This window comes from Candidatus Dormiibacterota bacterium (genome assembly GCA_035544955.1).
Classification (GTDB): domain Bacteria; phylum Chloroflexota; class Dormibacteria; order CF-121; family CF-121; genus CF-13.
Window position 1 is genome coordinate 1 of sequence record DASZZN010000003.1, and the last position, 13824, is coordinate 13824.

14 protein-coding genes, 2 tRNA genes and 1 pseudogene are annotated in these 13824 nt (G+C 63.8%); 9 read left to right on the forward strand and 8 right to left on the reverse strand.

The genetic code is table 11. The features are described from left to right. On the reverse strand, positions 1-549 hold a 549-nt coding region (locus tag VHK65_00340), incomplete at its 3' end, for a transglycosylase domain-containing protein (GenBank protein HVS04603.1). A 162-nt stretch (positions 550-711) separates the two neighbouring features. On the opposite strand from VHK65_00340, the gene VHK65_00345 reads away from it, so the two are divergent. Next, a tRNA-Asp gene (locus VHK65_00345) sits at positions 712-790 on the forward strand. A 21-nt stretch (positions 791-811) separates the two neighbouring features. Then, positions 812-900, forward strand: a tRNA-Ser gene (locus tag VHK65_00350). Between the two features lie 196 nt (positions 901-1096). Here VHK65_00350 and VHK65_00355 read toward each other — a convergent pair. Beyond that, on the reverse strand, positions 1097-1435 hold the full coding sequence (locus VHK65_00355) for a hypothetical protein (GenBank protein ID HVS04604.1): 339 nt from the start codon (positions 1433-1435) through the stop codon (positions 1097-1099). 43 nt (positions 1436-1478) lie between these two features. On the opposite strand from VHK65_00355, the gene VHK65_00360 reads away from it, so the two are divergent. Together VHK65_00360 and VHK65_00365 are read left to right on the forward strand one after the other, a co-directional pair. Beyond that, the gene (locus tag VHK65_00360; GenBank protein HVS04605.1) at positions 1479-1673 is read left to right on the forward strand and encodes a hypothetical protein; all 195 of its coding nucleotides are present in this window, start codon (positions 1479-1481) and stop codon (positions 1671-1673) included. Positions 1674-2049: 376 nt separating this feature from the next. Further along, positions 2050-2889, forward strand: coding sequence for a hypothetical protein (locus VHK65_00365; GenBank protein ID HVS04606.1), 840 nt, complete (start codon positions 2050-2052; stop codon positions 2887-2889). Between the two features lie 726 nt (positions 2890-3615). Here the strand turns inward: VHK65_00365 and VHK65_00370 are convergent. Further along, positions 3616-3789, reverse strand: coding sequence for a YceI family protein (locus tag VHK65_00370; GenBank protein ID HVS04607.1), 174 nt, complete (start codon positions 3787-3789; stop codon positions 3616-3618). On the opposite strand from VHK65_00370, the gene VHK65_00375 reads away from it, so the two are divergent. Then, positions 3776-4198, forward strand: coding sequence for a hypothetical protein (locus VHK65_00375; GenBank protein ID HVS04608.1), 423 nt, complete (start codon positions 3776-3778; stop codon positions 4196-4198). The genes VHK65_00370 and VHK65_00375 overlap by 14 nt on opposite strands. Positions 4199-4331: 133 nt before the next feature. Then, positions 4332-4817, forward strand: a complete 486-nt coding sequence (locus VHK65_00380; protein HVS04609.1) for a MarR family transcriptional regulator — start codon at positions 4332-4334, stop codon at positions 4815-4817. A 363-nt stretch (positions 4818-5180) separates the two neighbouring features. Here VHK65_00380 and VHK65_00385 read toward each other — a convergent pair whose 3' ends face one another. Next, the gene (locus tag VHK65_00385) at positions 5181-5327 is read right to left on the reverse strand and encodes a hypothetical protein (GenBank protein HVS04610.1); all 147 of its coding nucleotides are present in this window, start codon (positions 5325-5327) and stop codon (positions 5181-5183) included. Between the two features lie 477 nt (positions 5328-5804). Beyond that, positions 5805-6950: a hypothetical protein gene (locus tag VHK65_00390; GenBank protein ID HVS04611.1), complete on the reverse strand. Its 1146-nt coding sequence runs from the start codon at positions 6948-6950 to the stop codon at positions 5805-5807. 85 nt (positions 6951-7035) lie between these two features. Here VHK65_00390 and VHK65_00395 point away from each other — a divergent pair. Then, positions 7036-7500 (forward strand): annotated as a pseudogene (locus VHK65_00395) (dihydrofolate reductase family protein). Positions 7501-7638: 138 nt separating this feature from the next. On the opposite strand, the gene VHK65_00400 reads toward VHK65_00395, so the two are convergent. The 3 genes from VHK65_00400 to VHK65_00410 all read right to left on the reverse strand — a co-directional run bounded on the left by VHK65_00400 (position 7639) and on the right by VHK65_00410 (position 8957). Beyond that, positions 7639-8253, reverse strand: a complete 615-nt coding sequence (locus tag VHK65_00400; protein ID HVS04612.1) for a DUF4389 domain-containing protein — start codon at positions 8251-8253, stop codon at positions 7639-7641. Continuing rightward, positions 8247-8474 (reverse strand): hypothetical protein, encoded by a 228-nt coding sequence (locus tag VHK65_00405; protein ID HVS04613.1) that lies wholly within the window; start codon positions 8472-8474, stop codon positions 8247-8249. Before VHK65_00405 ends, VHK65_00400 begins: the two co-directional genes overlap by 7 nt. Before the next feature lie 354 nt (positions 8475-8828). Next, the gene (locus tag VHK65_00410) at positions 8829-8957 is read right to left on the reverse strand and encodes a hypothetical protein (GenBank protein ID HVS04614.1); all 129 of its coding nucleotides are present in this window, start codon (positions 8955-8957) and stop codon (positions 8829-8831) included. 200 nt (positions 8958-9157) lie between these two features. Between VHK65_00410 and VHK65_00415 the strand changes: the two genes are divergently transcribed. Together VHK65_00415 and VHK65_00420 are read left to right on the forward strand one after the other, a co-directional pair. Next, positions 9158-11479 carry a LuxR C-terminal-related transcriptional regulator gene (locus VHK65_00415; GenBank protein ID HVS04615.1) on the forward strand — a complete coding sequence of 774 codons (2322 nt, stop codon included), beginning with the start codon at positions 9158-9160 and terminating at the stop codon, positions 11477-11479. A gap of 145 nt (positions 11480-11624) precedes the next feature. After that, positions 11625-13823, forward strand: coding sequence for an MMPL family transporter (locus VHK65_00420; protein HVS04616.1), 2199 nt, complete (start codon positions 11625-11627; stop codon positions 13821-13823). Position 13824 lies beyond the last annotated feature (1 nt).

Below are 13824 nucleotides of genomic sequence, written 5' to 3' on the forward strand. Positions count from 1 at the left end.
GTACTGGCGGTGCGTGACGTCCTCGAATGCCGCCCTGGCCGTCGCGCCGTAGTCGATGGCGCCATGGTGGTAGAAGTTGCGGTCCTCCGCGGCCAGGGTGGCGGCGGGGGCCCACTTGCCCATCGCGCCCAGGCGTACGTCGTGGTAGTACTGGCCCTGCTGGTTCACCTGCTGGATCTCACGGCCTTTCCGGTCGTAGATCACGATGGAGCGGGCGAAGGCGGCTTGCTGGCCCGGGTCCGGGAGGTCCTTGAGCGTCAGGAGGACGTAGCCGACCAGACCCGAGATGAGCAGCGCCAGGGCACCCGCCAGCCAGGGAAACCATCGCCTGAAGCGGCTTACGGGCTGGCGGCCGCCAGAACCTGGTGGCCTACCCCCGGGTGGCTTCCCGCCGCCTCGCGGCTTCTGGCCGGGTGGCGGTTGTGGAGGGGGCCTGTAGCCGTACTGCGGACCTGGTGAGGAACCGCCGCCAGTGGCCCTGTAGCCGGGGCTCGGGGGCTCGTACGCCGAGGCCCGGGGGGTCCGGCGCGGATTGCGGCTCTGGCTCATATGAGCCTCCGCAGAGGGATATCCGGAAGGGGTACCAAGAGGGATAGTGATAGCAGAGTTAACAAACCAGCCGCATGATGCAACGCGGCATGAAGAGGGGGAGTTACGCGAGGCGCCTCCGCGCCGATCCAGGTTCGGCAGCCTGTAAACTTCTGAGCCGTCGGTCCCGTGGTGCAGTCTGGCCAAGCACGCGGCCCTGTCAAGGCCGAGATCGCCGGTTCGAATCCGGTCGGGACCGCCAAATCTTCGCATCGAAGCTACCGGAGAGGTGGCCGAGCCCGGTTGAAGGCGACGGTCTCGAAAACCGTTATAGGGGCAACCCTATCGTGGGTTCGAATCCCACCCTCTCCGCTGGGCCTCGTATTCGGAATCGGCCCTCTTGGACCGTTGATAGCACGTCACCCATTCGTGCCATCAACGCCCTCATGTGCCATATCTGTGCCACGGGTCCCGAGAAGCCTTCGCAGTCGCTCCGTAGCACCTCGGCGAACGCCCGTTCGCCCCGCTGAATGGCATGAGGGCGCGCATGTATGCCCGACCGCGACGGCTAGTCAGCGCCGACCACCGTGAAGTCCTGGTTGACGAAGACGTGGTGCGGCCAGTTGACGCCGATGTAGTGGACCTCGTACTCGCCGTTGCTCAGCTTCACAACACGGTCGACGACGCCGCCCGGGTAGGCGGCCAGCGCAGCTTCCGTCGCTCTATTCGCGGTCGTTCCGCTGACGATCGTCCCCGACCCCTGACGGTAGTTTGGCGGGATCTGACCGACCTGCTTAGACGCGGTCGGTGCCCCGCGCTGGAAGGGGATCGCCCCTGCCGCCGAGGATGTCGCAGATCCGCCGTCGCCAGTTGGTTGCACGATGACCTGCGTGGCCGTGATGGTCACTCCGTTGGTCGTCCCAAGTACGAGGACGGGTTCGCCTGTTGTAATGGCACTCGCCGAGGTCGAGTTCGTCCCCTTCTGGTATGTCGTAGAGGACGCCTCCTCGACGGTCACCTTCACACCCGCTGATGTCGACATCGTGAAGCTCGACGTGGACACGCTGGCAACCGTGCCTGATGCTCCCCCTGAGGCCGGTCCAGACCGAGCGTTGGATCCCCCGCCGGCGGATCCTGAGGGCTGAGTCGTCGAGCTTGAAGAAGTGGAACTTGAGGAGGAAGCCGCTGCTGTTCCACAGGCCGCCAGGATTGCTGTTGCTGCAAGTAAGAGAAAAGAAGTTCTTAATGACAGTGACGTTCGTATCGACATTTTTCTTTAGGTCCTTTGTGTCGTTGTTAGTGACCTAATGGTCTGCCTGCGAAGCTTGCGGTATCGTGACACGGTTCTAAGAAGGTCTTAAGACTTTGATGGATCAGGACTGGCCCAGCAAGAGCAGGGATGATGTGATGCGACGCGTTAGAGCGCCGGCTGATGAAGCGCGTCAAGGCTTGACCGGTAGAGCGTTACGCTTCGAGCGCTGGAGACGTTGCTCTGATATGCCGAGGTGGTTGGTTGCGCTGATGCTGCTTACAGCCTGTGGGCCGGGTACTGCCCAACCACTTCCTTCACTTTCGCCGCCCAGCCCGCCGACGGCAGCGCTCGCGGCGTGGAAAGACTTCCCTGCCACCGCCAACCCGCGTCCGATCATCGTGTTCGACCGTACCCTCGAGCACATCGGTCCGGCCGGCTTCACGACCGAACCCGACCGCAAGCTCGACTGGGGCTGCAACAAGTTCGTTCTCGCGCCCGGCGTCACGCTGCCAGCGACGGCGCCTGGCAGCGCGACTGCCGCTGGGGTCTCGTATCGGGCGCTCGGAGCGGTGGAAGCCTATTCAGAGCTCATTGCGGCGCGCGCCGGGTTTGCCTCCCAGGCATCTCAATGCACGACGGCTCGACCGTTTTTGATCAAGGACGTGCGTTGGCAGGTCGCCGGCTTTCCGAGTGACCGCGGGACGATGCCGATGTCCGCATGGCTCTTCGACATCAGCGAGATCGACGCCTACCTCGGGTACTCGGCTCTCGAACCGTCGGCTTTCTGGGGAAATCGAGTCAGCCCCGAGGGCATGGCGGGTGGCCGCATCAGTGCCGACGGGTTGACCCTCACGCTAGGTACCACCGGTGGCCCCGATACCCCGGGGCCGTGCGGCGAAGATCTCGCGGCCTCGGCCGCAGAATCCGAAACGGCGGTTGCGGTTGCCATCGCGAGCCGTTTTCACACCCTGCCGGCGGGCGGGGGGTGCACGCTCGAAGGGCACTTCCGAACAGTGACCGTGCGCCTGTCGAGGCCGCTTGGAGGCCGCGTGCTGGTCGATGCGAAAGGAGACGCCAGCGCCGTCTGTATCGAAGGGACAGCCTGTTAGGCGATGGGACGCGCAACCCGCTGCGGCTAGCCCATTCTTATCCCGACCGGTCGTGATGACGTCGCCGCTGGGCTGGCGATTCTGTCGAGCCTCGAGATGTTTGGGACCGGTGCGGAACGGCGGAACGGCGGCCAGAATTCGCAGAGCTGCTGTTCTCCGGCGTGACCGTCGACCAATACTCTCGGACCCGGGCCTCGGCTCTTAATAATCCTTTTAAGCGGCTATTTGAATTCGCCCAGCCCGGTTCGAAACTTGTTCTGGATGGCGACCCCGAGCGGACTCAGGGGCGCAAATACCACCGGTCCTCGTCAAATACGTTTGATGCTGGGCGGTCTCACTCGGGAAGCTAGAGATCTTGAAAGCTGTTCAGTTTTTAGGTCCTTGGAGCAGTTGCTGAGCTGACGCCTAGCTCCCTGGCGAGGTCTTCGATGACGAGCGCCTGGCCGGACCTCGAAATTTGGTCCTCGCTTCGCCGAGGCCGAGCGCGATCCCTTTGCTGAGACCCGGCTTGCCCCGGTAACGACAGCAACTTTCCCGCTCAGACTCCCCACGCTCCTATTCTCAAGCCGATGTCGCTGCTGAGAAATCTCCGATCTGAAGGTTAATAGGTCTCGCGCCCTCCGGTATCCGCCAGTCTCCATGCTTAGAGCACGGAGAACACGTGATACTGAACGACCCCACTCGGACAAGTTTTCGAACTGCATCCGTCATCCACCATGCGGACCATCATGCAACCTCCACCTCTGCCGGACTCGCCGCGCGCGACTTTCGTAAATACTGCCGAACCGCCTCGACCCCTACCGTCAGCTTTATCTCATTGCCGACGAGCAACCCCCCGGCCTTGAGCGGCATGTTCCACGTGAGTCCAAACTCCTCGCGGTCGACGGTGGCCGTCACCATTGCGCCGATCTTCTGGTTGCCCCACGGATCCGTGGCTCCGCCGTCGAACTCGATGGTCCACCCCGATGGGCCGCGTCACGTCACGGATGGTGAGCAGGCCGGCGCCGCGCCACCGGCCATGTGCGACGTGGTGCACATCGCTGCTCTTGAAACGGATGGTCGGGTACCGTCCCACGTCAAACCAATCAGCGCCCCGCAGATGATCGTCGCGATCCTTGAATCCCGATTCGACGCTGGCGGCGTCGATCTCCAGTTCGGCGTACGACTGTTCGGGGGTTTCCGCGACGTGGATCCGCCCGGAGAACCGCTGAAAGGTGCCGCGAATCCGGCTCACCATCAAGTGGCGGCCCTCAAAGCTGACGATTGTGTGTCCTGGGTCGAACTCCCAGATGCCCACCGCCGGCACTAACCTGCTGTCGATAACGCGGGTCGGGCTTGGTTCCGTCATGTTGATCATCTCCAATAGTTGCAATTTGCAAATAAGCTCCCTCAGTCTAGGCAAAGATCGTTGCGAATTGCAACTTTCTGATACGATTTGGCCAGTGGCCAATCGGCTGTCCACCCCGGAAGTTGCGGTCTGGCGCACGTTCCTAACCGCCCAGGCCAGAGCCGTCGCTCGGATCGAATCCGACCTCCAGCAGCGCGGCCTCATCCCGCTGGAGTGGTATGACCTGTTGGTGGCGGTCCAATTGGCGCCCGCCCACCGGCTACGGATGATGGATGTGGCCGAGAGGCTGCTCTTGACACGCAGCAACTCGACACGTTTGGTCGACCGGCTCGAGTCGGCGGGCTTGATCGAGCGCAAACGGCTGGACGGCGATCGTCGAGGAATGGCCGCCGTGCTCACGCCGGCCGGTCGCGACGCGATCCGGCGGGCATGGCCCGTCTACGCCCAGGGCATCACGCGCTACTTTATTTCGCACCTGTCGACTGTGGAACGTCGCATCGTGGCTGCCGCGCTCGTCAAAGTGGCCGAGCAACCCGGGCCAGTGCGACCCCCCTCCCGTCGACGCAAACCGAAGTCCTGACGGCCGACTATTTGCCGGCTCTGCGGGCCAAGAATGACGGCCAGGCAGATCCTGTCCACCAGCTGGGATCCAGCTACGTCTTAAGTCTGGCGACCCCGAGCGGATTCGGGGGCGCAAATGCCACCGGTCCTTCTCAAATACGTTTGATGTAGCGAGCCTCTAGCGAAAAGGCCAGCCAAATGCGCCACGGGTGGTTGTAAAGTCGTGAGCCGCGGCATTCGCAATACACTCGCTCAGCAACGCCAGCTTTTCCCCGGAAGGGCGGTCGCTTGACGAGTTGGGGCGGGTAATCCCTCATCGCGCACGAAGGCGAAATGGCCGGTCCCATCTACGGGGAAAATCTTGGGCTAGCCACAACATCAGTCAGGGGCAGGCACCAGCCATCGAGGTCTTTACAACGGTCCCAAAGGCCTTGTGGTCGTACTTCAGGTCGAGGCAGCCGAGGCGCGTTCCCGAGTTGCTTACGACCAACCAGTAATTGTCGACGTTTTCGTCCGAGGTGTTGGCCATGGTCGAACCCCAAGGGCCCAACTGTAGCTCTTCATGAAACGTGGAGCACGTCGGGTCGCATTGCTTTAGCGTGATTGTCACGCTCGAGTCGTTGTAGAGTCGGACCGCGAATGTGCGGGTGGTTGGATCGACTCCATTGTCATGTAGACGGCTGAACCAACCAGTCCGCACGAGCTCCAGCGTCACAGCGCCAACTAAGAGCAGCCCAGCCACGGCCGCTGCTGCGTACAACAACCTCCTAGTAGACGCCCGAGTGCCCATAATTCAGGTGTCCATATCGCTAACTTACGCGTCAATGAGTTCCTTGCAACAAGTTGCCCATGGGGCTGCAGAGTCCCCTTCCCGGCAGCATTGTCAGGCGCGGAAGGGTGGTTTCGCGGCCAGTCCTGAGCGGGTTGCACCATGTGGATGCTCGGGGCGCTTGAGTTGGATGGAGTTTTGCCGCCCTTCACCCGCAGACGGCCGCGGCCGTCTGCTTCAGGGGATCTGCGTGGTGTCGAGCAGGCGCAGCACGCGGAACTCGCGGTCCTTGGAGTCCGGCCTGGTGTAGTCTTCCCAGACCAGGGTCGAGCCCCGCAGATAGGCACCGGTGAATCCCGTGGCCGGGCGAAGGCGAACGAGCTGCTTGCGTTTGAGGTCGAAGGCCCAGACGCCTGCCCAGTCGTCCCAGACAGCGAGACGATCGTTGATCGCCGGGAACTGGAGATACCCGGGCGTGCTGTCGGTCACGTCCATCAGGAGCCGATCCTTCTGGCTCAGGATGTCGATCAGGTGAATCGTCTTGTTCCCCGCTGTCGTATAGATCAGGGTCGTCCCGGCGAGCGCGTAGTACTCCGTGCTCCGGACCGCGCCGACGGGGTGGTGGGCATGCGTGCGGAGATCCATCGCGGTCAGCTCGACGTAGCCTCCAGGGATCGGTCCGAGGTGCTGGCCGTAGACCACGTAGGGCCAGGAGATGACGGGGTGGAAGCAATCGGTGGCCAGGGTCTGGACCGGCTGGCCGCCGGACAGTGGCGCCAGGAAGCAGTCCAGGTGGTCACCAATCGCAGCCCGGGCCACACCGGCGGACCAGACGACCATGTCGCCGTCCAGTCGCAGTTCGATGCTGGGAGTCGGGACCGGACGCCCATCAACCGCGGCGGCCCGGGCCACAGTGCGGGTCTGGCCGGTGCGCCGGTCCTGAGCGTACAGGGCCCAGCCGTCAAGCGTGGGGCGGGGCGAAGCCTCGGCCCAAACCAGCCAGCGCTCGCTGGCATCGCCTGACAGTATGAGCGAGTCGGGCGAGGAAATGGTCGCGACCTTCAGCAGTTCGTGGGTCGCGGGCTTGAGGAGCGCCACTTCGCCAATGGGCTCCGTTGCCGATCCGGGCGGCATGGGCTTGAAGGTGAAGCCGAAAAGCGCGCCACCCGGCGCCGCCTCGACCTCGACGAACATCATCCCGCCCGGGAGATGCAAATCCGCGGTGGTGATACGCGCCTGGGGCCAGGCGGTGGCGGGGCTGGCGATGCCGCCGGCGGACGGCGAGCCGGACGGCGATGCGCCGCCGGGCGGCTGTCCGAAGCCACCCGGCGCGCAGCCGGTCAACGCGAGAACGAGAACGAGCCGGAGGAACAATTCCCTCATAGGGAATGAGTATGAATACATACGATCGCGTTCCAGCGCGACATGCCAAGGTAGGAGCGGGGCCATGGGACGAACCGTGTACTGGATGAACGTATCGATCGATGGCTTCATCGAGGCTGTCGCAGGTGAACACGTCACCGAGGTCCCTGCCTGGGCACGGATCGACGAACGGCTGTACGAGAGCTTCAACCAGCAGCTCGGCGACCTGGCGTTGCTGGTCGAGGGGCGCGTCATTTACGAGATGATGGAGGCCGCGTGGCCACAAGCCGGGAACGACGAATCGCTCCCCGGATACATGCGGGAATTCGGGCGCATCTGGACCACGATGCCGAAAGCGATCGTTTCGCGCACGCGCACGAGCGCCGACCACAACACGGTCGTCATCGGCGGCGACGACGTCATCGAGCAGCTTGCAGCGATCCGAGCCGACACTGAAGGCACGATCGGCGTCGGTGGTGCCACGCTCGCGACGGCCCTCCTTCACGCTGGACTGCTCGACGAACTGCTGCTCTACGTGCATCCCGCCGTACTCGGCTCGGGCCGACCGCTGTTCGACGATCTCGTCGACCCGCTGCTGTGCGACCTGATCGAGTCAGTTTTCAGATCCTCGGGCCGGCCGACGCTGCGGCAAACGATCGCTCTCATCCGCTCCGTGCCGGTCTGCGTTGATGCGCTGGCAATGGCCATCTCAGCTCAGCCGGAACGGCGGGTATTGATCGGTGACCAGGGCGAAGGCGTAGGCATTCACCCGGTTGGTCCAGCGCAGCACGCCGACGACGAAATTGAAGAGGCCGTGAGGATATCGACCCGTGAAGAGAATCGCGAACCAGGCGACCGCGACAGCAACCAGCGACGCGATCCACAGGAAGAAGAGCACGACGTAGTGTGGGATGGCGAGCAGCCACTTGACCAGCGGGAGCCAGCGGTTCAGTTGCCGAGCGTCAGGGTAGGCGAAGTCGAGATGCACGGATTGCTCCTCATCGGTCGAGGGATAGCGGTCGTCCAGCAGCGCCAGGTACGCCGTCACCCGATTCGAAAAGCGAAGCACATTGAGGTTCCAGTCGAACCACCAACGCGGGTACTTTTGCCGGAACACGATCATCAGCACGAGCGGCACGAACAGGATGCCGGCAGCCAGGGTGACGTCACCCATATGGTCGCTGCCTTGGGAGAGCGCGGTGGTCAGGGCGCTGAGCACGATGACGATCGGGATCGCAGCGAAGATACGGAAGCCGGTCGACACGCGATTGAGCGGTCGGGTCGGAAAGTCGACGTCGAACTGAACCGGATAGGTCGTTACCATGCCTTGTCCTCCTTGGACGTTTCGATCGTTGACGCCAGGCTGATGACTTCGTGACCGCGGATCGCCTCGAGAAAGGGTTGGAAGCTGCCGTAGACCAGGCAGCGCAGAATTTCCTGGTCCACCTCCACCGCACTGACCCCGGACGCGCGCGCGACCTGGGTTACCGGGGGGTGTCCAACGAAACGAACCTCGACCCGTTGAATCATGAACTCGTCCGTCATGTCCTCAGGCTAGTCAGCCCGGCGGGCGAGGAAATCCGTGGAATTACCGAAAAGGCCAAAAGCGATCGGGATCGGCCGGGTAACTGGCCGCCGTAGTAATTTCTTGGTAAACGATGGCGAGGTCCAGCCGCCGGCCGGGCAACCTGCCCGCTGAAACAACCAGCTTCGTGGGGCGGCGGCGTGAGCTGACCGAGCTCAGACAGAAGCTCACCCAAGCGCGCCTGATCAGCCTTGTCGGCCCCGGAGGCGTCGGTAAGACCCGGCTCGCGATTCGAGCCGCGCCAGACCTGAATCGCGCGTTTCGCGATGGCGGGTGGCTGGTCGAGCTGGCCGACATTCGGGATCAAACGCTGGTCACCAGCGCGGATACTTGCCTCGGAATAGCAGCATCAGGACCAGCGGCAGGAAGAGGAGACCGACCGGGCTGGCGATCGTGGTCGTGGTCCCCTGGTCGCCACCATTGAACGTATAGCTCGAAACCACCCCCCCCGCCCAGGATCAGGATCGGGATTGCCGCCAGGATGCGAAGCCCGGTCGTCAGGCGGTCGAGCGGGCGAGCCGGAAAATCGACGTGGAATTGCTCTGGATAGGTTGTCGTCAACGGATTACCTGCCTTGATTCATTGGTGATAAACCCAATCTAGGCAGGCAGCGGCCGGCCGAAATCGGTGAAATTACGGATAGATGGCCAGGCCCGTACGCCGGCTGGGCAACCTCCCAGCCGAAACCACCAGCTTCATCGGCCGCAAAGCCGATCTCAGCGAGCTCCGCAAGAAGCTCGGCGAGGCGCGGCTAGTCACCGTGGTCGGCCCGGGCGGCGTGGGCAAGAGCCGGTTCGCGATCCGGGGCGCCAACGAGCTCTCCCGCGGCTTTTCAGACGGCGTCTGGTGGGTCGAGCTCGCCGAACTTCGCGACGCGCGGCTCGTGCCCAATGCGGTAATGGGAGCCCTCGACTTGCGCGACCAGGCGGCTACCGCACCCCTCGAGCTCCTCCTTGTTCACCTACGGGGCAAGAAGCTGTTGCTGGTGCTGGACAACTGCGAGCACCTCCTCCCACCGGCCGCGTCGCTGGTCGAGCACATCCTCAGCGCCGCGCCGGGCGTACGCGTGATCGCCACCAGCCGCGAGCCACTCTCCATCCCAGGTGAGCATCTCATGCCACTCTCCCCTCTCGAACTGCCATCAGCCCCGAGTGAGCCCCTGGACCAACTCCGCCAGAACGAAGCCGTGATGCTGTTCATCGAGCGCGCGGTGGCCGCGCGCGGCGAATTCGAACTCTCGCCGACCAATCAGGCTGCCGTCGTCGAACTGTGCCGGCGGCTCGATGGACTTCCGCTTGCCATCGAGCTGGCCGCGGTTCGGACTCGAGCTCTGGGCGTTGCCCAGATCGTCGAGCGTTTGACCGACCGATTCGCGCTGTTGACCGGAGGAACCCGGGCGGCGCTGCCGCGCCATCAGACGCTTGAAACCACCATCGAGTGGAGCCACGACCTGTTGAATCCGTCCGAACGCGCCATCTTCCGCCGCCTTTGCGTTTTCGCGGGGCGCTTCACGCTCCCAGACGTCGAGGCGGTTGCCTCATCCACCGATTTGCCGGCCAGGCGCGTGCTCGACCTGCTGTCGGGACTCGTCGATCGCTCGCTCGTCGGCAAAGAGGAAATCAAGGACATAGCCTGCTACCGCCTCCACGAAACGATCCGGGAATATGCGCGCCTCAAGCTTCGGGACGCGGGTGAAGAGGAAGCGGTCGAGGACCGCCTGGTGGAACACTACCGCGGTATCGGCTTGCGAGCCATGCCCGACGCGCGTTTTCATCTCCTTGAACGCCTGTCGTGGTTGGAGCTGGAGATCGACAACATTCGAGCGGTACTGCGGCGGTGCGTGGAACGCGCCGACTTCACTCGCGGCATCGACATCACACAGGGCGCCGCCTGGTACTGGATCACGCACGCCACCACCGAAGGGCTGCGCTGGCTCGAGGAGCTGTTGCCGCACGGACGCGGAAGCCCGCAGGCGGCCGGCTGGGCCTACTTCCTGCGCGGATTTCTGTCGCTCCTGAAAGCGGACGCGGCAAAGGCGCGCACTGGACTCCTCGAGGCGGCATCGTACGCGCGCGATGCCGGACAGCCCGCCTTGCTTTCCCAGGCGCTTGCCATGGCCGCCGTGACCGAGATGATGACCTGGGATCTTCAAGCGGCGCGGCGCGTGCTCGAGGAAGCGCACGCCGTCCGTACGGACCTCGACGACGTCGCGGTCAAGGTCGGCTTATTCCAGGCCAGGTCGCTTATCGGGCTTATGCGTGGTGATCTCGACGAGGTTCGAGCCGCCTCTTCCGCCGGAGTCGAATTGAGCCGTGAAGCCAATGACCTCTACGCGCTCCAGATGATGCTCACCAACCTCGGCCTGGCGGCATTCCTCTCGGCCGACCTCGACCAGGCGAAGCCGCGTTTTATCGAGGCCATGGGCGTTGCTCGAAAGCTGGACGATCGCGTGGCGCTCTATTACGTGCTCACGATGTTGGGCTGCCACGCCGCGTCCTCCGGACAGCATCGCCTGGCGGCTCAGTTGATCGGCGCTGCCGACAGCGTCAGGATCACCGCCGGCGCCAATCCGCTTCCGATTCTTCCGCCCTTGATTGCCGAGGCAGAGCAAACCGCCATCGCCGCGCTCGGGAAGGCCAAGTTCGACGCCGAGATGGAGAAAGGCCGGCGATTGACCCGCCAGGCCGCGATCGCCCTTGCGCTGGACGAACGCCAGCAGGGTTCTCCGCCCAGTTCTGCACTGAATCGCAGTCCGGACGGCTTGCTGGGGAAGCGCGAGGCGGAGGTCGCTCAGCTTGTCGGTGAGGGATTGAGCAACAAACAGATTGGCGCCAGGCTGTTCATCTCCGAGCGCACGGTCGACAGCCACGTGCGCAGCATTCTGAACAAGCTGGGCGTCAACTCGCGCGCCCAGATCGCCCGCTGGGTCGAAGCACATGGTTCAGAGCGCACCCTCCCAGGCTAGCGGCGAGGGCAGCCCGCCCTTACCTCCTGAGGCGCTTTTCGGTAATTCCACCGATTCCCGCGCCCGGGATAGTTCTTAGCCTGAAGTCAAACGGGTTACGCGCCTAACCAGAGCGCGTAACCAAAGAATCCGAAGAGGTGTGGGCATGGTAAGCAGCGTCCTCGCGTCCGTGACCGATCGAATTACAACCAGGCGTGGGGCCTGGATTGTCATGGCAGCCTGGGCGGTCGCGGCGATTGTCCTCACCGCTCTGGCGCAGAAGTATCCTGCGCCTCCCCCCGGCTTCGCGTTCGCCCTGCCGGCGTCAGCTGAGGCACGCCAGGCAGACGCCGTGATCGCCAGGGATTTTCCAAACAGCAATGGAGTGGCGGCCACGATCGTGCTCCATCGAGCCGGAGGGCTTAGCCCAGCGGATCGGACCGAGGCACTATCGATCGCCGCCTGGTTGCGATCGCCGTCCGCCCCGAACAACCTTGCGGGTGTCATCGACCCGTTTTCAGCACCCGGACCGAAAGCTGCCGGATTGATATCCAAGGATGGATCGACCCTCGTGATTCAGGCGTCGATCAGGAACCGCGGCGGAAACAGCCTTTCGGATGGGGTGGCGGCCATTCGCCAGCACGTCGGGACTGGTTCCGACGGATTGGAGATTCGCGTCACCGGCCCGGCGGGAATCCAGGCTGACCTGACCCTGCTGACGAGCAAAATTCTCGGCAGCATCTTGCTGGGCACCCTGCTGCTGGTGCTGGTGATCCTCGGCATCGTCTACCGCGCGCCGCTGTTGGCGCTGCTTCCAGTGGTTGCCGTCGCGTGGGCGTACATCGTGGCGAGTTCACTATTGACCATCGGGCAACACCTCACGGGCGCTCCGATCAATGGCGAGGCCACCGCCTTGGTTCCCATCCTTCTGTTCGGTGCCGGAACCGATTACACGCTATTTATACTCTCGCGCTACCGCCCGACCCTCACCCGAGAGCGGGACGCCGCATCCGCGATGCGTCAAGCATTACGGGTTGTCGCGGAGCCTGTTCTGGCCAGCGGCGGTGTCGTCTTCCTCGGCACGCTCACCCTCACCCTCGCGGCCAATCCCGTGAATCATGATGTCGGCGTCGCCCTCGCCACCAGCATTGCCTGTGTCCTTTTGGCGGGGCTCACGCTCATCCCTGCAGTGCTGACGATCTTCGGCCGCGTTGTCTTCTGGCCCGCCATACCGCGGCTGGGACATCCGGAGCAAGCCCGTGTCCGTCTCTGGGCCGATGTGGGCAGCTTTGTGGCACGACATCCGTTGGCGGCAACCATTCTGCCGGTCGTGTTTCTGCTGGCGCTGGCGACCGGAGTCTTGCAGTACCAACCTCGATTCGCCGCCCTTGATGCCTATCTGCGGCCGAGCGAGTCGCTGCAGGGCGATGCCATGCTCAAGCGGGCTTTTGGCCCCGGCTCTCTGGCGCCGACCAATGTGGTTGTGACGTCGCCGCAATCGGGCTCGACGGCGGCAGCGGCGGTGCAGCAGGCGCTGACGGCATCGCCGGGAGTCGCGTCCGTTACTTCAGCCGGTCTTTCGCGAGACGGCCGGGTCGTGCTTCTCGCCGTGCAGCTTCGTGGTGACCCGTACGCGCCTGCGGCGATCGATCTGGTTCCCCAACTCCGTTCGACGGCACGACATGCCATCGCAGCGACTGGTGCAGGTCAGGTTCTCATCGGCGGAGAGACGGCCACCTCATATGACAACCTCGTGATCTCCGCCGCGGACACGCGGACGGTGGTGGCGCTGGTCCTCGTCCTGGTGTCCGTTGTTCTGGGTCTCTTCCTGCGGTCGATTCTGGCGCCGGTCTATCTGCTGCTAATCAACGGCCTGACCTTCGCGGCCGCGCTCGGGTTGGTGCTCTACATCAACCGCTCCGTCCTGAACAGTGCGACTGCGAGCGTCCAACTGCCGCTGTATACGTTCGTGTTCATGTCGGCTCTGGGCGCGGATTACAACATCTTCCTCTTGAGTCGCGTCCGGGAAGAGGTCCGATCCTACCGGCTCCCGGAGGCGATCCGGCGCTCGGTCTCGAGTACCGGCGGCGTGATTACTAGTGCGGGGATCATCCTGGCCGGAACCTTTTGTGTGCTAACGACCGTCCCGGTTCGCGACGGCGTAGAAACCGGCCTCGCGGTGGCGCTCGGCATCTTGCTCGACACCTTCATCGTCCGTTCGCTGCTGGTTCCGGGGATCACGATGCTCATCGGACGCCATGCCTGGTGGCCGAGCAAACTCCCTATGCCCGACGAGCTTGGGGACGACGGCCCTGCGTTGAACAGAGGTCAGACTGTACTCGCGCCAAGACTGGAGGGGGCTTAAC

What these genes read in the sequence shown, in the direction of transcription:
- VHK65_00400 (HVS04612.1), bottom strand. Translation starts at nt 8,253, where the DNA reads ATGGTAACGACCTATCCGGTTCAGTTCGACGTCGACTTTCCGACCCGA.
- VHK65_00405 (HVS04613.1), bottom strand. Translation starts at nt 8,474, where the DNA reads ATGACGGACGAGTTCATGATTCAACGGGTCGAGGTTCGTTTCGTTGGA.
- VHK65_00385 (HVS04610.1), bottom strand. Translation starts at nt 5,327, where the DNA reads ATGGCCAACACCTCGGACGAAAACGTCGACAATTACTGGTTGGTCGTA.
- VHK65_00370 (HVS04607.1), bottom strand. Translation starts at nt 3,789, where the DNA reads ATGGTGACGGCCACCGTCGACCGCGAGGAGTTTGGACTCACGTGGAAC.
- VHK65_00415 (HVS04615.1), top strand. Translation starts at nt 9,158, where the DNA reads ATGGCCAGGCCCGTACGCCGGCTGGGCAACCTCCCAGCCGAAACCACC.
- VHK65_00420 (HVS04616.1), top strand. Translation starts at nt 11,625, where the DNA reads ATGGTAAGCAGCGTCCTCGCGTCCGTGACCGATCGAATTACAACCAGG.
- VHK65_00390 (HVS04611.1), bottom strand. Translation starts at nt 6,950, where the DNA reads ATGAGGGAATTGTTCCTCCGGCTCGTTCTCGTTCTCGCGTTGACCGGC.
- VHK65_00365 (HVS04606.1), top strand. Translation starts at nt 2,050, where the DNA reads ATGCTGCTTACAGCCTGTGGGCCGGGTACTGCCCAACCACTTCCTTCA.
- VHK65_00360 (HVS04605.1), top strand. Translation starts at nt 1,479, where the DNA reads ATGGCACTCGCCGAGGTCGAGTTCGTCCCCTTCTGGTATGTCGTAGAG.